This is a genomic window from Gimesia sp., from assembly GCF_040219335.1.
Lineage (GTDB): Bacteria > Planctomycetota > Planctomycetia > Planctomycetales > Planctomycetaceae > Gimesia.
The window spans coordinates 1-18,922 of the sequence record NZ_JAVJSQ010000004.1 but is presented as its reverse complement, the minus strand read 5'-3'; the positions used below and the strand labels follow the sequence as shown (position 1 = coordinate 18,922).

Annotated in this window: 15 protein-coding genes, 1 tRNA gene and 1 pseudogene; 8 read left to right on the top strand and 9 right to left on the bottom strand. The window is 53.3% G+C overall.

The annotated features are described in order from the left end of the window. Nucleotides 1–76 precede the first annotated feature (76 nt). The 3 genes from RID21_RS01205 to RID21_RS01195 all read right to left on the bottom strand — a co-directional run bounded on the left by RID21_RS01205 (nt 77) and on the right by RID21_RS01195 (nt 4,220). The gene (locus RID21_RS01205; protein WP_350186808.1) at nt 77–2,734 is read right to left on the bottom strand and encodes an ankyrin repeat domain-containing protein; all 2,658 of its coding nucleotides are present in this window, start codon (nt 2,732–2,734) and stop codon (nt 77–79) included. Between the two features lie 209 nt (nt 2,735–2,943). After that, nucleotides 2,944–3,234 (bottom strand): hypothetical protein, encoded by a 291-nt coding sequence (locus tag RID21_RS01200; RefSeq protein WP_350186807.1) that lies wholly within the window; start codon nt 3,232–3,234, stop codon nt 2,944–2,946. A gap of 101 nt (nt 3,235–3,335) precedes the next feature. Beyond that, on the bottom strand, nt 3,336–4,220 hold the full coding sequence (locus RID21_RS01195) for a DUF1559 domain-containing protein (RefSeq protein ID WP_350186806.1): 885 nt from the start codon (nt 4,218–4,220) through the stop codon (nt 3,336–3,338). 408 nt (nt 4,221–4,628) lie between these two features. Here RID21_RS01195 and RID21_RS01190 point away from each other — a divergent pair, with 408 nt between their 5' ends. Further along, nucleotides 4,629–5,660, top strand: coding sequence for a hypothetical protein (locus RID21_RS01190; protein WP_350186804.1), 1,032 nt, complete (start codon nt 4,629–4,631; stop codon nt 5,658–5,660). Nucleotides 5,661–5,683: 23 nt separating this feature from the next. Here the strand turns inward: RID21_RS01190 and RID21_RS01185 are convergent, their stop codons facing one another. Then, the gene (locus RID21_RS01185; RefSeq protein WP_350186803.1) at nt 5,684–6,268 is read right to left on the bottom strand and encodes a hypothetical protein; all 585 of its coding nucleotides are present in this window, start codon (nt 6,266–6,268) and stop codon (nt 5,684–5,686) included. 59 nt (nt 6,269–6,327) lie between these two features. On the opposite strand from RID21_RS01185, the gene RID21_RS01180 reads away from it, so the two are divergent. The 4 genes from RID21_RS01180 to RID21_RS01165 all read left to right on the top strand — a co-directional run bounded on the left by RID21_RS01180 (nt 6,328) and on the right by RID21_RS01165 (nt 12,786). After that, on the top strand, nt 6,328–6,636 hold the full coding sequence (locus tag RID21_RS01180) for a hypothetical protein (protein WP_350186801.1): 309 nt from the start codon (nt 6,328–6,330) through the stop codon (nt 6,634–6,636). 429 nt (nt 6,637–7,065) lie between these two features. After that, complete coding sequence (locus tag RID21_RS01175) at nt 7,066–8,451, top strand: neutral/alkaline non-lysosomal ceramidase N-terminal domain-containing protein (protein ID WP_350186800.1); 1,386 nt, start codon at nt 7,066–7,068, stop codon at nt 8,449–8,451. 208 nt (nt 8,452–8,659) lie between these two features. Then, nucleotides 8,660–8,733: transfer RNA gene (locus RID21_RS01170), tRNA-Arg, on the top strand. 741 nt (nt 8,734–9,474) lie between these two features. Next, nucleotides 9,475–12,786 (top strand): outer membrane protein assembly factor BamB family protein, encoded by a 3,312-nt coding sequence (locus tag RID21_RS01165; protein ID WP_350186799.1) that lies wholly within the window; start codon nt 9,475–9,477, stop codon nt 12,784–12,786. Nucleotides 12,787–12,941: 155 nt separating this feature from the next. Here the strand turns inward: RID21_RS01165 and RID21_RS30680 are convergent. Next, a pseudogene (locus RID21_RS30680) lies at nt 12,942–13,046 on the bottom strand (ribonuclease H); the annotation flags it as partial. A 113-nt stretch (nt 13,047–13,159) separates the two neighbouring features. Between RID21_RS30680 and RID21_RS01160 the strand changes: the two are divergent. Together RID21_RS01160 and RID21_RS01155 are read left to right on the top strand one after the other, a co-directional pair. Then, nucleotides 13,160–13,444 (top strand): sll1863 family stress response protein, encoded by a 285-nt coding sequence (locus RID21_RS01160; protein WP_350186797.1) that lies wholly within the window; start codon nt 13,160–13,162, stop codon nt 13,442–13,444. A 53-nt stretch (nt 13,445–13,497) separates the two neighbouring features. Further along, the gene (locus RID21_RS01155; RefSeq protein ID WP_350186796.1) at nt 13,498–13,980 is read left to right on the top strand and encodes a TspO/MBR family protein; all 483 of its coding nucleotides are present in this window, start codon (nt 13,498–13,500) and stop codon (nt 13,978–13,980) included. Between the two features lie 201 nt (nt 13,981–14,181). Here RID21_RS01155 and RID21_RS01150 read toward each other — a convergent pair whose 3' ends face one another. Next, the gene (locus tag RID21_RS01150) at nt 14,182–15,756 is read right to left on the bottom strand and encodes a hypothetical protein (RefSeq protein ID WP_350186795.1); all 1,575 of its coding nucleotides are present in this window, start codon (nt 15,754–15,756) and stop codon (nt 14,182–14,184) included. A 187-nt stretch (nt 15,757–15,943) separates the two neighbouring features. Then, complete coding sequence (locus RID21_RS01145) at nt 15,944–16,141, bottom strand: cold-shock protein (protein WP_350187285.1); 198 nt, start codon at nt 16,139–16,141, stop codon at nt 15,944–15,946. Between the two features lie 398 nt (nt 16,142–16,539). On the opposite strand from RID21_RS01145, the gene RID21_RS01140 reads away from it, so the two are divergent. Beyond that, on the top strand, nt 16,540–17,934 hold the full coding sequence (locus RID21_RS01140; protein WP_350186793.1) for an alkaline phosphatase family protein: 1,395 nt from the start codon (nt 16,540–16,542) through the stop codon (nt 17,932–17,934). A 331-nt stretch (nt 17,935–18,265) separates the two neighbouring features. Here the strand turns inward: RID21_RS01140 and RID21_RS01135 are convergent, their stop codons facing one another. Both RID21_RS01135 and RID21_RS01130 read right to left on the bottom strand, forming a co-directional pair. After that, nucleotides 18,266–18,529, bottom strand: a complete 264-nt coding sequence (locus RID21_RS01135; RefSeq protein WP_350186792.1) for a hypothetical protein — start codon at nt 18,527–18,529, stop codon at nt 18,266–18,268. Nucleotides 18,530–18,630: 101 nt separating this feature from the next. After that, on the bottom strand, nt 18,631–18,922 hold a 292-nt coding region (locus RID21_RS01130; RefSeq protein WP_350186791.1), incomplete at its 5' end, for an anion permease.

Below are 18,922 nucleotides of genomic sequence, written 5' to 3'. Positions count from 1 at the left end.
TATCTCTGTTTATACCCTGAGTAATACCATGAAGGAAGTATTTATGTGAAAAGATCGGCTGCTCTGCCGGGGCGGATTATTCTTCGACGCTGCTGGTATCGATACCGATTTGTTTCAGACAGGCAAGCAGTTTGGGAAATTGCTTGCCCCAATTTGTTTTGAGGAAAGTCAGTTTATCATTCATGTCGGGTAATCTGGGAAAGAGAGTTTCCAGCGGGGCGCCTGCTTCGAGCAGCGCAATCAGACAATCAAGGTGTTGCAATGATTCTGCGTAGTCTAATGCGGTTTTGCCATGATTGTCCGGCTTTGACAAGGATGCTCCCTGCTCCATGAGCCAGCGTACATTGTCTGGCGAACCGGTTCGTACAGCCTGTTGTAGCGGAGTACCGCCATCGGGGGCAATTCCTGTGTTGAGATCAATCTTCAGGTTTGAGATGGTATTCAGGATGTCCGGATGGTCCCAGACTTCAGGACTGAGGAAGACGTATCGCCAGTACTGGGGAGAGAGGACCGTCATCAGTTCCTGAAAGCGTTCGATGCTCCTGTCGTTCTGTCCCCAGCTTGCCAGCAGTTTTTCAGGAACCAGATAGTTCTTCTTGATCAGATCCAGGATAAACTCAGGAGGTGCTTCCTCTGCCACATAATCCAGGACGGACCAGTTACGATGGTAGCCATATTCGACATACTGGTCTCTGAGTGTTTTCCTTTCTCCTATCCACTCAAGAAACTGTTGTTGGTCCTGATTTCGTAGCGCTTCGAGCCAGACGGGGAGTTTTTGAACCGGACGCTCGGTTAATTGAATCAGTAAACTGAAAATATCAGGCGCTAAAACTTCGATATAAGGGCCATAGAAGAAGTTTGCGAAGCGAGATTTTTTTTGCTTGCTCCGGTTTGAAGCATTCGAAGGTTTCTGGCAAAGTTTGTCCAGTGGATTTGTCGTGAAGGCTATCTGGTTTTGGTGTGGTTCTGTGAGATTCAGGAACAGGAGAAAGTTACTCCGGTATTGCATTTGACCAGAGTCATTCGTTTGATCTGGTGCCTTGATTCTGGCAATGGGAAGATAGGGATATGTGTGGTATGTGGACAGGACAGTCCCCAGATCCATTTCTGGATTCTCGGCATTGATTCCTGAAAAACTGTCAAAATCGATCGGAGTGGTAGTACCTCTCGATTTCAGTTGCAGGTGGTTGGGGACAGGTTTTCCGCCGTTTGTCTGCAGCAGGAACTCGCGATAGAGTTGCGGTAACTCAATCTTGTGTTCTGTTTCAAACTGGATGATATCAGCCGGAGTGAGTTGTGGACCTGCATCGGTGAATTGAACATGTTCGGGAATCTTTGCAGCGGGCGTTTCTACTGTTTCCGGGACGTCTTCCCATTCGAACATGAGACCGTGTTCGCAATCCCAGTCCACGGCCAGATAGCCATCAATGGCAATTGCGTCGCCGTCTGGCCACTCGGGGATCGTGAGATTGATTCCGGGGATGCCGATACAGGGCTTGAGTGAGTCGAAGACGGGGACTCCCGCGTCGTCGAACTCGATGTCATACTCTTCCTTTTCATCTTCCTCCATCCAGTCCCAGTATTCGGAGAAGTTGCCGACGATCTCCTGTTGCAGTTCGTCCGACAGGGACGGGAAGCGGGACTGCAGGCGGCTCGTGGCGTCCAGGAGCAGACTGATTTGCTGGTCTTCTCCCGGTTGAAATTCAATATCGACATTGAAGTCGGTCCAGTTGCTCCGGAATGCGGGTGGTTTCGACCAGCTGACTCGAATCGTGCCAAATTCGAAGTCTTCATCAATGCTGTAGGGGCCGTAGTTGTCCAGTCGTTTCTGAAGTGCGTGATCCTCTGTGATCTGCGGGTGGAAAATGTCGCGGTATGTCTGCTGGAATTCTTTGCATTCCGCCAGACAGTCTTTCAGTTTCGGGAGCAGATCGGACTGGTCCTCTGCATATTTATCATACAGGTCGATCAGTTTCCTGCGGTGGGATGCGAGCTTAGCGGCGTTACCCTTCACTTTTTCATAGAGCCGTACGAACTCTTTCATCTGGCGTTTCAGCGCCTGGATTGCTTCCAGCTGGGATTCCCGTTGTGCTTCCCGCAGACGCTGTTCTTCAAGTTCCTGCAGGCGGCGCTGGGGATCAAAGTCGGGATCCTGTCGCGGGTCGCCAAGTCGATCCAGATCGGCCTGAAGCTCTTCCTGGTGGCTGGTGACATAGGCCTCCAGTAACGCATTGATTTCCGTCAGCGTTTCGATATTAGGATCGATGGGGGTGGGAGGCGAAGGAGTGGGCGTGTAGCCCGCCTGAGCCGCGATTTCGGGAAACTGCTTTGCGAGATTATTCCGAAAGTCCTGCATGGCCTGCGCGGGATCAATCTCTTGCATCGCATCTTCAAGATTTCCCCTGGCCTGCATGAGCTGGCTCATGGGGGAGCGATTTTTAGCGGTGGGTATTTTCTCTGCGACCCGTGTGGCACCGATGGTCTGCAGTGCAAACACGGTTTTCTCGATGCGATATTTCAGGTACTTTCCGGTTTCGTATACGGAATACGATCGCCAGTTGGTCAGGTCGACAACGTCATCCATATCATGAATGAAGTCGTGCACGATGCGGGTGACGAGCCCGGCTTCGGAAATTTTCTGTTCGTAAGTCCGATAGCGGTCAGCGTGCGAGTGGTTTTTCAGATAGAGGCCGGCGTAAAGACACCAGTCTGTGTAGTCTTGCGAGTCGATCATGGCACTGGTTCCGGAGTTGGCTGCAGGTAACCGGGGAAATGAATAGTGCTCTTGTTTATACCGTACAGAGTTTCAATATGAAACCTTTTGTTTCAATTTCACAATCCTCATGAATTGATAGCTGGAGTGGAGTATTGAATGGTGCGCAGACACGATTCAAGAAGATAGGCGGAAGCAGACTAGAATTTCCAGCCTGCTTCCCTGCAGCTTTACTTTTTGATCGTCTCCACGACCTGTGCGGCCAGTTTTTTGATGTCTTCCGGGTTGGAGAGTTCGTTAAACCGCTGGACGGTGACGGCCTGTTCCATGTGGCCGGCGTTTTCCAGGCCGACGGTCAGGTCCTGCAGGACGGCGTCGTACTGGCCGGTTTCGGCGATTTTCTGAAGCGTGGGGACCAGCTGATCCTGTGTGAGACCGGGGCTGACTTCTGGAGTCGTCGAGGCTCCGCCACTACAGCCGATTAGGGTGAGTGTCAGTAAACAGAGGGCGATTAATTTCATGGACGTAGTCTGTCTCTTAAAGTGGGGAGAATGTGGAATGTCTCCGGTGTGTCGCCTGTCGGGACAACACACCGGAGCGAATGGGAATCGTGGTCAGATGCTTAAGGCAGTTCGACGGGGTTGCCGTCTGCGATGAAGCCCAGATCACGGTAGGTATTGAGGTCGATATTTTCACTGAGGAAGCGGACCGCGCCGTCGCCCAGCAGGAAGTGACAGCCGCCTGTGTGGGAACTGGTAAAGTTCCAGGAGCCGGCGGTGCCGTTGATGCCGTAGTAGGCGCTGTTGGTGGCGATGGCGTTTTGCGTGTAATACGCGGCGTCAGAGTAGTTGCCGATCCAGATTGTGCCGTTCTTGGCGCCTTCCGTCCCCCGCTCGCCGATGATGATGGTATTACTCAAACCGTCACGGTAGTCTCGGAAGCGAACATTGGAATTGTCATAGAACGAGCCGGTCGGTTTCGTCGATCCGGAGCTGCGATAGGTATTGCCTGCGACGCCGGTGTAGTTGGATTTTCCGTAGCCGCCGACATCAGTATTCAGGCCGCCCATTGGATCGGAGGGACAGATGTAGGTTGTCAGTACAACTTTGGAATAGGGAGTGGTCACCGTTGCGGAGCCGGTGGTCATTTCGGGAATGGTGGTCCAGCTGTTGTCGAGACCGCCGACTTCGGCGATGGAGTTGTAGAGGGCACTCTGTTCGATGTAGGGCAGAATGAAGGTTCCCCAGCCGAGGAGGTTGTGGTTGGTGACATTGGCGAGCGGATCGTCATCGAGGTAGCCGGGCGGGAGCGTGGAATGCACGTCGTTGTAGTTGTGCATCGCGATGCCTATCTGTTTGAGGTTGTTCTTGCAGGAACTGCGGCGGGCGGCTTCCCGAGCCTGCTGGACTGCAGGGAGCAGCAGCGCGATCAGAATGGCGATGATGGCAATGACCACCAGCAGTTCAATGAGGGTAAATCCTTTACGGGTGGGGTGACGATACAACACGATCGGGTCTCCTGGGGTTTGAATTGAGAGGGTACGTAACAGGTAGCGGGTTGTCGTGGTGGGTAAAACGGTGGGCGTTTTACTATGTGGGCGCAGCGTCTGGCTGGAAAAAGCTTCTCTAAGCAGGCCGCGAGTTTATTTGTTCGCTGTGCTCGAAGCAGGTCTGGCCAGGTTTTTAACAGCGTTGTTTAAATATTCGATGGCCGAAGTGTGAATAGTTGGAGAAGCGATTTGGGGCGGGCTGAACATTCCACAGAAAACGCTCGCGAAATCAGGTGAAAGGCGTTATGCTGAGAGTGAACAAAAAAAAACAGTTTCATTTGATCCTGGGTCGGATCGTTCGCGTTGTCAGACTCAAGACAAGACTGTTTTCCCAGCGCCGTTTGTTCTTCAGGATGAGTCCGTTCCATGTCAATTCAAGTCAGCTGCCCTGTCTGTGCGAAGAATTATAAAGTCAAAGAGGAAGCCGCCGGTAAAAAGCTGCGCTGTAAGGAGTGTGGCGAAACCGTGGCGATTCCCACGCTGGAATCAATACAGGACGAAGACTACGCCGAGAATGACTTTTCCAGCCTGCTGGACGATGCGGTGGAACTGGAAGCGAAGTCCAAAACGATTCGCCGACCGGTGCGACGCAAGCCGATGGTTAAGGCCGAGAAGTATGACGGTGATGAAGACGGTCCCGTCACGCGGAAGAAAGAGAATAACTACGTCGAGGATCTGCAGGCGACGTTCCTGATGCTGCTCGATCCCTCCAACCTGTTTATCTTTATGCTGCTCTGGCTGGGGATGGGGCTCTGTTTCTCATTATTACCTTTCGCCGGCACGCTGGGATTTATCGGGCTGATCATCATCCGGGGCTGGTACAGCCATTATCGCTTCTGCGTGATTTATGAAGCGGCTGCCGGCGAGAAACATCTGCCGGAGTTAAGCCCCGAAGAGGGCTTTTTTATCCCGATGATCAAGTGGATTTTCACCTGGTTCCTGGTGCATTTTCCGGCTTATGCCTATGTAGGAGTGATCTTCTTCCTCAATCCTGAGATCATTGCGGATGCAGGACTGTATCTGTTCGGAATGGAGACCATTGGTGACAACCTGCCCGCGTTTCACCTGAGCATGTTCATGTTTCTGTATTGTATGGGCGTGTTCTTCTGGCCGATTCTGGCGCTGTGTGTGGCCGTTGGTGGTGTGGAATCGGTCTTCCGTCTTGACCTGATGGTCCTGACGATTTTCAAATCGATGCCCGCTTACTTCTTTACCGCTACCGGGATGTTCTTCGTGGCGGGGTTGCAGCTGGGCTTGACCTTCGCGAACATCGAATGGGGAATCATGGGCCTGTTTCTGATGCGAGGCGTGATGATCTACGTCGAGCTGGTGGCGTTACGAATGATCGGCCTGTATTACCACCACTTCAAGAACCAGTTCGCCTGGTCGTGGGGTTAAACTGACAGATTCTTTCGATGTGGTTACTTTTCGTGAATCGTATTGATCACCTGGGTGAAGATTGGCGTTAACTGATCGAACTGACCGTCGGGACAGAGGCAGATCATATTGAACTGCACCCGTCCGGTGAGCAGGGTCACCCGGTAGCCGCGCTGTGTGCCTCCCAGCAGTGATTTGGTGGTGAAGACGGACTGACAAGCATCGCCCATTTTGGTCTCCAGTAACTGGTAGTCGCCGATTTCTTCGTAATTGGGATAGTCGTCCGCCAGTTTGATCTTCATCAGGCGATGAATGCCGACGACCGGCGGTTCGATTTCGTCGGAATCTGCGCCTTGTATCATCGCCAGGCCGGCACCACCGAGGGCGCCGCCGGTCATGTTGCCGCGTACCGAAATCGTGGCGCTTTCATCGGGGGAACTGAACCTGGCCCAGCTCTGGACGCCCCCCTGCCCGCCTCCGCTTTTGACATTCCAGTTATCGGGATATTCGCAGCCGAAGTCGCCGACTTCCGGATGGAAGGTCGCATACTTGACGGGACCTGCCTGCTGATTCTGTGCCGCATTCTGAGCACTCAGCGAACTTCCAGCGGTCACCATGAAATAGATCACACCGCCGGTCAGGGCGAGCCCCAGGATACTGCCGCCGACTAACAGCAGGACGGGAGGTTGTGACTTTTCCTGTTCCGATTTTTTACTCTTGGATTTGGCCTTCGTTGTGCCGGCGCTGCTGCTGGACTTCCCTTTCTTTTGCGTGCGCGGCGGGCGCGGGCTACGGCGGCACTGTCAAATTCTTCGTCGAAATCATCGAACTCATCTGCGGACGCGGCTCTGGCCTTTTTCTGCTGGCCATCGGCTTTGAGCACATAGGGGGTTTCGCAACTGCGGCAGTTGACTTTCTTCCCCAGCATTTTGGTGCTTTTGAGTTTAGCTTTAGCCTGACAGTGCGGACAGGTGACGACGATTTCTGGCATTTATGATCTCTCCCGGAAGGATATGAAAGGGCGCTTGTCCCGGGCAGGAACTGCTATATGTGCAGGCCAGCCTATTCAATCGCTTCAAATTTATCCACTACGATATTTGTGAATCGTTGTGATAAACAGAAACAGGGTGATGTGCAAGCCGATCCTGGAAAACTCACGGAGAATTCATTTAACGAGGTTTTGTTTTTTCAAAAGTGAGAGACAAAAATCGGAGTAATTCAGCTCTTAAACAGTAACAAAGCCCGTTGATCCGATTGTGTTACTGGCGCGACAGCAGTCGATCAATGGGCTTTGTGTTTTTTCAATTCAGAAGAGGCTGCTTTCCCTGACCGCGGGTTGCTGGTTTCCATCGCTGGCGAGATATGGCATAATCAGGAGAATGGATTATGTTTAATTTCCGCCTGTCTCTGCTTTTGGGAGAATGCGATGGTTGCCTGTGGTTTGAAATTTCTGTCTGTTGTGTTGTGTGTCTGCTGCCTGAGTGGTGGCACACTCCGTGCTGCGGACGCTGGTTATGCTTATGGTTTCGCGAAGACCGAAATCACCCCCGAGGTCCCGTTACGGCTCTCCGGGTACGGCAATCGGGATACGGTTTACGAGAACGTGGATGAGCCCCTGTATGTGCGGGCCATCGCGATTCGATCGCCTGAGAAAAAAGTCTGTGCGCTGGTCTCACTCGATTCCATCGGCTTCGCCGGTACGTTTACCGACCGGATTGCGAAGACGGTCAAAGAGAAGTACGGACTGGACCGCGATCAACTGGTGATCTGCAGCACGCATTCCCATACCGCTCCGCATCCGGTGGAGGGCTTGTCAAATATCTTCTCTACTCCGCTGACCGAGGCGCAGCGGAATGCATCACAGAAGTACTGGACCCAGGTCGAAGCGCGGATTGTAAAGACCGTCGGCACTGCGATTGAAGATCTCAAGCCAGGAACGATGGCTCTGGTCACTGGTGAAGTTGGCTTTGCCCAGAACCGGCGGGTGCTGAAGAACGGCAAGTGGACCGGGTTCGGTGTCAATCCGGAGGGGCCCGTCGACCACAGTCTGCCGGTATTGAAGGTGACTGATGGCAACGGACGACTTCGGGGACTGGTATTTAACTATGCCTGTCACTGCACCACGTTCGGCAGCGATTACAATTGTCTCAACGGCGACTGGGCCGGCTATGCCGCCCGTTATATTGAAGAACAACAGGGGGAGATTGTCGCTGTCTGCACGATCGGTTGTGGAGCCGATCAGAACCCGATCCGGGGCAAGAAGGATGTAGCGAAAGATCTGGCTATCGGTCATGGCCGGGCGATCGCGGTGGAAGTTGCCCGACTGCTGAAACAAGAGACGCAACCCATTACGGCCCCGCTGGAAACCGCTTATGGCAAGGCGGATCTGCCTTTCGAGCCCCCTTCAAAACAGGAACTGGAAACGGCCCTCGATCATCAGCGGCCGCAGGTCAGACAGCACGGGGCTAACATGCTCAAGCACTTCGAGAAAGAGGGGAAACTGCCGACGAGCTACCCTGCTCCCGTGCAGGTCTGGAAGTTCGGTCGGCAGTTCACGATGGTCTTCCTGGGAGGCGAAGTGGTGGTGGACTACGCGTTGCGGCTCAAGCGGGAACTCAAAAGTGATGCCGTCTGGGTGACTGCTTACGCCAACGACGTGTTTGGCTACGTCGCGTCAGAGCGGATGCGGGATGAAGGCGGTTACGAGGTTGATTTCTCGATGATCTACTACAATCAGCCGGGCCGCTGGGCGAAAGGAACCGAAGATATTCTGATCAAGCGCATTCACGAACTGGTGCAGCAGGCAGAGTGAATCGCGGCGAAAACAGGGATCGTGCTGCTGGCCGGAGGCTCAAAATGGATTATCCGCAGCCGGAAACCCGGATTTTTTTGAATTCGGGGCCTGCATTGTGTGTTGTAAGTATTGAGCCGAAAAGCACTTTCCCGTTAGAATCCAGCACCGCTTCCGCGACCCCGGTGCGAACTCATTCGCCCGAAATGGGGTCCATAGAGAAACACAGGCGCCCGTAGCTCAGCTGGATAGAGCAACGGACTTCTAATCCGTAGGTCGGTGGTTCGAATCCACCCGGGCGTGCATATAAGGCCATAAGTGTCAGTCACTTATGGCCTTTTTGTTTTTGCCTGAATTGTACCTGAATAGTCCATTTTAAAAGTGTACCTAATTTGATCTTTTTAATTGCCTCCCAATGGCTGTTATAGAACGTAACGCTTTCTGTGCTCCAGGCTGCTCAGAATCGCCTTATTCAGCCTCGAAACTCCTGACGAGAGTTGTATGTCTGCAAAGCTAATATACAGCCAGAGGGCCCCTGAGGCAGCTTGATGGGTAAGTGTGCTTGTGGCCGCGTTGTGTAGCATGAGAAATGATGGTCGCAGCTATTTAGTTGACTTACCGTTTGATATGGGATGCCGCCCGCAACAAGTGGCGGGTCGTCTATCTCGGCAAGAAGTACCGCTTCGACGGCGGTAGCGGGAAGAGCGATCGCGAGGCCAGGAAGTAGGCTGAAGCCGCTTGGCGGGCAACTAAAGCCCAGCTCGACCTTGAAGCCGAAGAAGCCAAACCCCACCTGAGGGACGGCTTCACAGTCCAAACGCGGTCTGTGAAGCCCTTCTCGGCTGTAGCTTACAGGGAAAATTCTCAAAAAATCGCCCCGCGTTGGACATAGTGGGGAGGGCTGCGGTTACAATGACTTTGATTTGTGTCGGAAGCAGTTCCAGGTAACGCTATCCGGGGAATCCTGGACATACTGGTGTTAGAAACGCATGTAGCACTCTGAAATCATTCCTCCCACCAACTTCCTGCCAGTGAAAAGAACTTATGCTCGCTCGATATCAAACCGTTGTCCGTGGCACATTCTGTGCCGTATTGTTTATGCTCTGTATTTCAACTCTGTCCGCAGCCGACTGGCCGATGTGGCGGGGGAATCCGGAACGGACCGCCGTCACCACTGAAACCCTGCCCGTGGACCTCAAGCGGAGCTGGACACGTCAGTTGCCACGGCACCAGGTCGCCTGGCCGAACGAGGAGCGCCTGCAGTATGACCTGGTGCAGGAACCGGTGGCGGTCGGCGATCGCATTCTCCTCGGCTCTCCGCTGGATGGCAATTTGAGTGCTTTCGATGCAAACACAGGGGATGTGCTCTGGCGCTATGAGACTAATGGGCCGATCCGGTTCGCACCGGTGGTCGTGGAAGACAACGTGCTGTTCGGTTCGGACGACGGCTACCTCTACTGTCTCAATCTGCCAGACGGGAAACTCCGCTGGAAAATCACCGGGGCCCCCGAGACGCATCCCCGCAGGTGGCATCTGGGCAATGATCGTCTGATTTCCTACTGGCCTGTCCGCGGTGCACCGGTCGTGAAGGACGGTGTCGCCTTCTTTGGCGCGGGGATCTGGCCTTCGATGGGAACCTATCTGAGTGCTGTCGATATAGAAACAGGCAAACGAAAGTGGATCAATCAGCGAATTCAGTTCCTGAAGAATGTCCGCATCGATCATAATTACCTGCAGGAAGCGGGGCTTTCACCACAAGGGTATTGCCTGATCGCAGACGGGATGCTGGTCGTGCCCAACGGCCGTTCAATGCCGGCCCGCATTGATCCCGAAACGGGCAAAATGTACTACTACGTACAGGGCTATCGTAACGGGGATTCCCGCGTGACCGCAGCGGGTGAGGTTTTGCTGGTCGGGCATTCCGGCGTGGTGAATCTGTCAGACGGACGCGAAGTCGGCAACCGCTGGGTGGAAGCGGGGAAGAATGCGCCCGAGTCCTGGAGCACACCCAAGCGGGATCTCTTTGAAGGGCCGTTCAATGCCTACAAGATGATGCCCGGTTGCAGTTATCGGGCGACCTATGATGAGGGAATCAGTTACGGCGTCGAGAAAGGGGTGATCTACGCCTATGATCTTTCAAAGGCGAAGAAAGGACAGTACGAGAAAAAGCTGGGGGCGCAGACGCTCAATCCCGGCAAGTGGGAAGCCCCCCTGCTCTGGAAACTGGATACGAAGCTGGGCAAAGGGGTGACGCATTCCGTCATCAAGGCCGGCAAAACCCTGTATGGGCATGTGGGGGCGACACTGTTTGCTGCGGAGATCGCGGCGGACGGAAAATCAGCGAAACTGGTCTGGAAGGAAAAACTGAATGACACGGTTGGCTCGCTGATCGCCGCCAATCAGCGTCTGATTGTTTCCTGTTTGAACGGCGAGCTGCACTGTTTTCAGGCAAAATCGCAGAAACACAAATGGCACCAGCTGGCGCATGTTCCGCTGCCGAAAATCCCCGAGGAAGTGACTCATGCTGCCTTTGAGTATCTGGATGCGAGTTCTATTAAAGCGGGTGTGGCAAATTCCGTGAAGCCCGGTTACGTAGTGCTGCTGGGCCTGGGCCACGAGTCGTTGCCCGAGGCGATTCTGCAGGTTGCCAATGTTCGCCTGATCGTCGTTGAAGACGATGCCGCGATGGTCAGCCGATTGCGGAATAAATTTCAAAATGTCGACGGGTATGGCAGGAACATTCAGGTGATTCAGGCTGATCCTGATACCTTTCAGTTGCCGCATTATCTGGCGGATCTGATCATCGATCAGAGTCCCGCCGCGCAGAGTGCGATTGCTGCGAAGGAGCGACTGAACGTGGTGAGGCCTTATGGGGGCGTGGCCTGCCTGACGGTGAATGAAGAAAATCGGACGGTGATTCAACAGGTGATTGACGGCCTGGATACTCAACATTGGGACGTGAAACAGCGACAGGACAAGGTCTTCCTGATGCGGGTCGGTGCCCTGCCCGGCTCGTCCGACTGGACGCACGAATGTTCGGATGGAGCCCGGTCTTACTTTTCACGTGACAAACTGGTCAAGGCGCCGCTGGGGATTCTCTGGTATGGCGACGGTCCCGGCCACGGGTTTCACAAGTTCAAGGATTACGGACGGGGCGTGAAGCCGCAGGTGGCCGGTGGGCGACTGGTGGCCTTCGATGACCGGGCGAAACGGCTGACGGCCCTCGACGCATACACCGGGCGTCTGTTGTGGAACTTCGATACCGGAACCTCGATTGTCCGTTTTGCGACCTTACCCGATGCAGTGATTGTCGGCCGGAACTCCGAATGCGTGATTCTGAACCCGGCGGACGGCTCGATCGTCCAGACGCTCTCATGCCAGCTCGATCCTGCATTGCAAGGAGAGCCGGGCGTGGTCGATGTGCGAGTCTCTGATCCGCTGATTCTGATCGCGGTCGGCTATGACCTGCCTAAAGGCAGCAGTCACCCGGCGATTGAGTCGGGTTTATGGGATGCGAAAACGATTGTGGCGTTTGACAGGAAAACTGGCAAACAGCTCTGGTCAACATCCGCGATCGAACGCTTCAACATTCATTCGATCGTTATTGGTGAAGGACTGGTCTACTGCACTGATTCGATCGCGCCGCTCAAGGCTGACCACCTGATGCGTCGTGGCACGGCTCCCGAGACCTTTACTTCGACCGTGCTGGCACTGGATGCAGCTGACGGTACAGTCAAATGGAAGTATGACCGGCAATACGGGCATCGGGTGATGACCGGTCGCGGCCCACTGGCGATTCGTCCCTACGACGACTGGTCTGCCTACTCGTATCAGTCCAAGTTCCTGTATACGGGCAAGCTGAAAGAGATGCAGGCGATCAACGCGGCGACGGGCGAGATTGTCTGGGAGAAGCCGATCGGAATGCAGCCACTGATGCTCTATGATGATTCGTTTATCAACCAGGCAGGGATCAAGTATGACCTCCTGACCGGCGAGCAACTCTCCACCTCCCCCCTGTTCAAGCGGAGCGGCTGTAACTACACCGTGGGCAATCAGAACCTGCTCTTTCTGCGGAATAACTGTGCCACGTATGTGGACATGGATCAAAACAAAGAGTTCAGTCTGCGGAACCTCAGATCGGGCTGCAGCAACAGCCTGGTCGCCGCTGACGGCCTGTTGAGCGTGCCCTGTTTCTCGACCGGCTGCATCTGCAATTACCCGCTGCAGACCTCGTTCGCGATGGTACATCAACCGGAAGTCAGCCAGTGGACGACCGACGATCCGATTGACGTCAAAGCTTTGCGGGACGAGCAGACCTCACTTACGCCGCCAATCTCCCTGAAACCGGCAAAATGAAGTAGAGCAGATTCGGCAGGAAGAGAATTTCCAGCGAGTTTGACGAGGTCACCGAAATCATCTGGCCAAATCGTAATGCTTGTGAGCTTTTCCTCTGCTGGTTCGTTCAGCTTGTGGTTCGACACCGGTTTATTCCAGCACGCCAGCAAGTATAACTTCCGTCCAAAATCAGCCGGGATTTCATCCCAGTCTGCTGTATTCCACTTCAGGACGGGATTCAGGTCGCTTTGTTGTAATAACCAGGCAATTGCTCTGTTGATTCGCTGGCATGGTGCTCACACCAGCGCCCCCGCGGTTGACTCGATTAATCTCGGTAAATGACTAGAATGAGCAGAGGTATCGTTAATTTACATAAATCGACTGGAGGAGAAAGATGTCCCGTGACGCCTATGTGGAGAAACTCAAAGCCCAAATAGACGAATGGAACGCTAAGCTGGATCAGTGGGAGGCCAAAGCCCGAGAGGCAGAGGCCGACACGAAAATCAGCTACGAGAGACGCCTGAACGAGTTACGTCAACAGCGGAACGAAGCCCAGAGTAAGCTGGACGAGCTGCAATCCGCGGGGGAACAAGCTTGGGAAGATCTCAAAAGCAGCGCAGAGAAGGCGTTCTCCGACTTGCAGGCCGGCTTTGAGCGAGCATCCTCTCATTTTCAATAGGATTGCCACGTGAATCAATCGCAATACCTCGATCCCAAAAGGGAGGAAACAGTATGACCGAACGCGCTCGCTGGACCGGCCTTGTGGTCTTTATCGTTATCTGTCTGGGAGCGGGCGGTCTGGGAGCCATCGCAACCACGCCCGAGATCGAGGGCTGGTACAAGACCATCGAGAAGCCGATGTGGAATCCACCGGACTCTGTTTTTGGCCCAGTATGGACTACGCTTTTCGTGATGATGGCGATCGCAGCCTGGATAGTCTGGAAACCGGAAGGGTTAAAGGCTGCGAGGATGCCTCTCACGCTGTTCGCAGGGCAACTCAGCTTGAACGTCGCCTGGTCATGGATCTTCTTCGGCATGCATGAACCTAGCTGGGCGTTCGCGGAGATCGTAATCCTCTGGCTTGCTATTATTGCAACGACTGTTACATTCTTTCGATGTTCAAGAGCAGCCGGCTGGCTGATGGTGCCGTATCTGGCCTGGGTCAGCTTCGCCAGCGTGTTAAACTTCACGATCTGGAGATTGAACGCCGGGTAAAGTTCCCCAGAAATTGTGGGCGCCTGGTTTAAGTCATTGCCTATACTCTCCGAATTGGACCTGAGCGCACAAAGATGAACGAGAACTCAATGAGCACTTTGCGAACATTGTGTGAAGGATTCAACAAAGGTGCCAAGTCTCAATTCATTCAGACTCGTACTTGATTTTGGAAAACATCATCCTGGTCGGTCTAACTGATACTCAGAGCGGCTTATAAATCATGCGAGCACCGTAGAGATACCAGCGTCTGGTGTCTGTCTGCCAGCCGCGGAGTGTGAATAATCCGCAGCGCCAGTAGTGGTCGAATCCGCCGCCGTGCACGTAACAGGTTGCGCTTTTGCTGAGATAGTAGTAGTCACCGAAGTTATTATGCCGCAGCGTGTCACTGCCGAGACGCGGAGTTTTTTGTGCGTGCGGCACCGACTCCACGCCTTGATTAACGTAATCCAGGGGAAGTGCCAGCAGGGGATGAGCCGGATTGAAGGTCAGGTTCTTCATGTAGTTCCGCTCGCGATCGCCGCCGACGGTGCCGTTGTCGGTCTGGATCTCCTGGGTGATGCCGGTCGGCCGATATGCGCCGCTGGTCACGTCGCTGGCGTAATCACGCATGTTGTCGCAGACGTACGCCTGGCCGTTTTTGAAGTTCAGCCCGTCAATAAAATGCCAGACATTGCCCCACAGGTTCTCCATGTAGCGGTATCTTACTGCACAGCGATAACTGGCGTCTGCTCCGTCGCCGTTGGGTGGCGTGTGGTCCGAGGGTGCCTGCAGGCTGTCGGCCCAACCGGTTTTCTGAGCAGCACCGCCAAGCATCATGTTCGTGGTCGTGTCGAGCGGCGTTCCATCGAAGTAGATCGAAGTCATTCCATCACGCGGCGTATCGGCCTCCACACGCACGATGGTGCGTTCGTTCGCCAGCACCGTATGCTGATCATTCCAGTCCACCATTTGAATTGCGGACCCAACGAACAGTTTTTGGGAGTGATACGAACTCCAGTTGCTGACAATAAACCGGTTGGTATTTTGCTCTGCCAGCGCACATCGCAGACGTGCGCCGCGCGAGGGTTGCAGGATTTTTCCCCAGCCGCCGCCCACCGCTGCCTGACTGTCGCGAGTGGCCTGTTCCACCAGGAACAGATTCTGCAGCAGATTCAACGTGCGGAGATCGAGAATTCCATAGCCTGGCCCGTTGGCCCGCGCAAAGCTACGGTATTCGGGTCGCGTGCCATCTGCGGTCGGGTAGACGCCCGAGATACTCAGCATCTTGCCGTCGCGCACGTGGGCTTCGTAGGCGCTGACATAGATCGCCGGCAGTTCCCGACCGTCTTCTACGAAGGCTGGATCAACAACAAATCCGGGTAGTGGCTTATCACTGACAAAACGGTATTCATACCCGTCCTTCACATATCGCCTTGCATAGTGCCGGGGGATTTCCACGAAGACATTCCCATTGCTGCCCGTCAGCGAGAAACCGGGTTCGTCAGCATAAGTCATCGTGGCCTCCCCCTCTTCCCACTGCAGGACATTACACAGCCGCATTTGGCTGAAGGGTGGGATTTCATCGAAGTCGGTCGCCTTGAGGTCTTTTGCTAATCCGATCCGTTCGCAGGGGGCGAGATAGTCTTTCACTTCGTCTTCGATGAGTTTCCATCGCACACCGTAAGCGGCGGGGATGGCTGTGCCAGCATCGTTTCCGGCTTCGCATTTTGATTGTGCGGCATACAACAGCAGCACTGTGAGGGATAGAAAGACGTTTAGGCAGTTCCGTTTAAACATGAGTCTCTTTTTCAGAAGACGAAGATTGCCCGCCTGTTAACCCGATAACAAAACTCATGTTGATCAGCAGGAAGTCGAGGCGCATAAAAAAAGCCGACGATTTCTCACCGGCTTCTGTGATCACTCTGATAAGGCATTGCAGGTCATTGACGACAACCCCAGTCAGACTTCATCATGGGGTTGGAGCTCAGATAGCTCGAACGTTCTCAGCACGTGGGCCCTTAGGACCTTGTCCTTCAGTGTACTCAACACGTTGACCTTCTTGAAGATCATCGAACTGGATTCCTTCAAGATTTGACATGTGGAAGAACATATCTGTTCCAGTTCCGTTATCAATGAATCCAAACCCTTTGTCAACTACTCTCTTAATAGTACCTTCAGTCATTACTTCGTCTTTCGCTTCACTCAAAACTTATCCTGAACATATGCAGCCATAAATACATCTTCAAAGCCCAAAAAGTCATCGATCAGGAAGACGTAATAGTACACAATCATATGTTCAAAGTCAATTCTGAGTAATCTTTAAGGCGGCTTCAGACTGCGACTTCTTCAGTTTGCAGGTCTTCATAGAGCCTGGCTTCCAGGAGATAAATTTCCTAGTGTGCTCAGCATAGCGAACGGACCGGGTTACGACAGAACTCTTAGTCTTGTGAATATTGTCATTCCTGGAGACGTGACAGGACGCCTTTGTGGTTCGCTGGATCTTTTGGAATTACTTTAGACTCGGATGGTTGATTTGTTAAAATGATTTTTAATGGATCAATCCCTGGGGAGAAAGCTTGCATGCGTAATAGTTATTGTCAGTTCTACTGTCTAATTGTTGTTGCCCTGGTCTGTCTAAACACTCTGACCGTGGCACAAGCAGCCGATGGTCAACATCACGTGGTTGTCATCAGCATTGACGGGTTAGCAGCCTATCTTGTTGATGATCCTAAAGTTCCGTTGCCAACAATTCGTCGACTCGCGCGCGAAGGCTGTATCGTTGATGGCGGAATGAAAGTTTCTGACCCTTCTGTAACCTGGCCCAACCACACAACTTTGGTGACAGGCATGAAACCCGGTCGACATGGTGTACTTGCAAATGGGGTTCTCATGCGTGGTGGGATTGGAGTACCGGTAAAGATTGATTCACATCGTGACCAGAGTGAGCTTGTAAAAGTTCCCACCGTAGTGGATGTGGCTCATGCTGCAGGGCTTAGAACTGCTGAAGTGAACTGGCCGTGTACTCGCAATTCGAAGTCGTTTGATGACCAGTTTCCTGATGTTCCTGAGGCCCTTGATTACACGACACCACGGTTGCGAACAGAACTGATTGAAAAGGGCCTCTTGAAGGACGAGACGCACACCTCTTTTCGTAAAGCCAGCATTGTCGGGTTGGATTATGTCTGGACTGAAGCAGCGTGTCATTTAATTTGTGAACGTAAACCACATCTCATGCTTGTCCATCTTCTGAACAATGATGCGACACATCACAAGCGGGGAGCACAGTCACAAGAAGGCTACACTGCCAATGCGTATGCTGACATGTGTGTCTCTCGAATTATAGACGCGATCGATGACGCTGGAATTCGTGATAAGACGACGGTTATCCTGGTGTCTGATCACGGTTTCACCCTCACACCCAAAGCGATTCGGCCGAACATTTTACTGCGACAGGCAGGTTTATTGAAGGTCGAGGGGGGAAAGCTGACGCAGGCACAGGTACATGTCATTCCGGAAGGTGGCATTGGTCTCGTGTACTGCACTAATCCAGCTGAAGCTGCTCGGACTTCTGCTGATTTCAAGAAGATGTTCTCAGGGCAGGAAGGTGTCGCCGATGTTCTCTTGCCAGATCGCTTTGAAGAAGTCGGATTCCCGCACCCGCGTGAATACAACCAGGTACCCGACGCCATTTTAATCGCGAAAGATGGATATGCAGTCTCAGATTCCGTGACGGGAGATACGCTTGTCACCACATATGAAGAAGCGCGAACGTCTCTGGGCTCACATGGGTTTCTGGCAAAACTTCCGAAGATGAATGCCATGTGCATCCTGTCTGGTGCTGGCATTCGAACAGGAATAAAGCTTCCAACTGTGGACAATACCGTGATCGCTCCCACGATCGCGAAACTACTGGGACTCAAATACCCTGATGTCGACGGTAAACCATTGTTGCAAGCAATACAGACCAGCAACTGAAGCGTTTGATTCTTGATCACGCACCGCAAACTGTGGCCGAAATCCACTACACAACGGTCCCTCAAGAGCCTTTGAAGGAAGCCAGCGCCTGGCTCGGGGCAAGGACTGGGATCGTCAAGGAACAGTCTGAGTCTTATGGCCGGTGTCATTCCTGGGGGAAGCGAACCGATCACACGCAGTAGAGTGTTCAACCGAAAATGCACTCGCAAATATATGAGGCATCAGAACGTAATTTCAACGAGCCGGTGTATAGCATTTGGTCTCGGAAAATCGAAGTCCTTGAGTTTCTCTGAGATGTTTTTTGACATCGCCATTGTTGAAACTGGCCACTCTACGGCGGTTCAACTTGCTCCTGCTCCTCAAGTCGTCGACACGCTGCCTCGAAGCCTGCCAGGGCGGCTGTTTGGACTCGACTAAATTCATCGTGGAAATCTCGACCACTCTCGAACGCGGCTGGCCCCAGAGATCGCAGCCACGATTCAATTCCCTTGCCATGATGGTAGTAGTCACTCAACAGGAAACGTGCGACCAGTTGGCCACAGGAAGCGCACTTTACATAAACGGTTTGCGGCTGACCTGGTTCACTCACGAGCATATTGCATACATCCGTGGACTGGCACTCCTGACATTTCTGAATGTGAACTTCCATTGCAATAGCCTCTCTTATTGAACGGTCAACTCATGCGACACAATAATTTAGAACAAACCAACGATGTCCCACCACCAATAGCCTGTTGAAAATGCCAGCATCGCTCCGACGACCGCGATCACCAAGCCAGGTTTGAGCATGTCGATTGTTTTCAACTCGCCAGTTCCAAACGCAATTGCGTTCGGGGGAGTCGAAATAGGCAGCGGCATTGCCAACGAGCAGGCAAAAGCCACACCAATCATAACGGGCGTGACGCTGGAGACGGCCAAACCCATAACGATCGGCAAGAGCAGGTTTGCAGTTGCGGTGTTACTCATCACGGACGACATCACAATTGCC

What these genes read in the sequence shown, in the direction of transcription:
- RID21_RS01205 (WP_350186808.1), bottom strand. Translation starts at nt 2,734, where the DNA reads ATGATCGACTCGCAAGACTACACAGACTGGTGTCTTTACGCCGGCCTC.
- RID21_RS01200 (WP_350186807.1), bottom strand. Translation starts at nt 3,234, where the DNA reads ATGAAATTAATCGCCCTCTGTTTACTGACACTCACCCTAATCGGCTGT.
- RID21_RS01190 (WP_350186804.1), top strand. Translation starts at nt 4,629, where the DNA reads ATGTCAATTCAAGTCAGCTGCCCTGTCTGTGCGAAGAATTATAAAGTC.
- RID21_RS01175 (WP_350186800.1), top strand. Translation starts at nt 7,066, where the DNA reads ATGGTTGCCTGTGGTTTGAAATTTCTGTCTGTTGTGTTGTGTGTCTGC.
- RID21_RS01165 (WP_350186799.1), top strand. Translation starts at nt 9,475, where the DNA reads ATGCTCGCTCGATATCAAACCGTTGTCCGTGGCACATTCTGTGCCGTA.
- RID21_RS01160 (WP_350186797.1), top strand. Translation starts at nt 13,160, where the DNA reads ATGTCCCGTGACGCCTATGTGGAGAAACTCAAAGCCCAAATAGACGAA.
- RID21_RS01155 (WP_350186796.1), top strand. Translation starts at nt 13,498, where the DNA reads ATGACCGAACGCGCTCGCTGGACCGGCCTTGTGGTCTTTATCGTTATC.
- RID21_RS01150 (WP_350186795.1), bottom strand. Translation starts at nt 15,756, where the DNA reads ATGTTTAAACGGAACTGCCTAAACGTCTTTCTATCCCTCACAGTGCTG.
- RID21_RS01145 (WP_350187285.1), bottom strand. Translation starts at nt 16,141, where the DNA reads ATGACTGAAGGTACTATTAAGAGAGTAGTTGACAAAGGGTTTGGATTC.
- RID21_RS01140 (WP_350186793.1), top strand. Translation starts at nt 16,540, where the DNA reads ATGCGTAATAGTTATTGTCAGTTCTACTGTCTAATTGTTGTTGCCCTG.
- RID21_RS01135 (WP_350186792.1), bottom strand. Translation starts at nt 18,529, where the DNA reads ATGCTCGTGAGTGAACCAGGTCAGCCGCAAACCGTTTATGTAAAGTGC.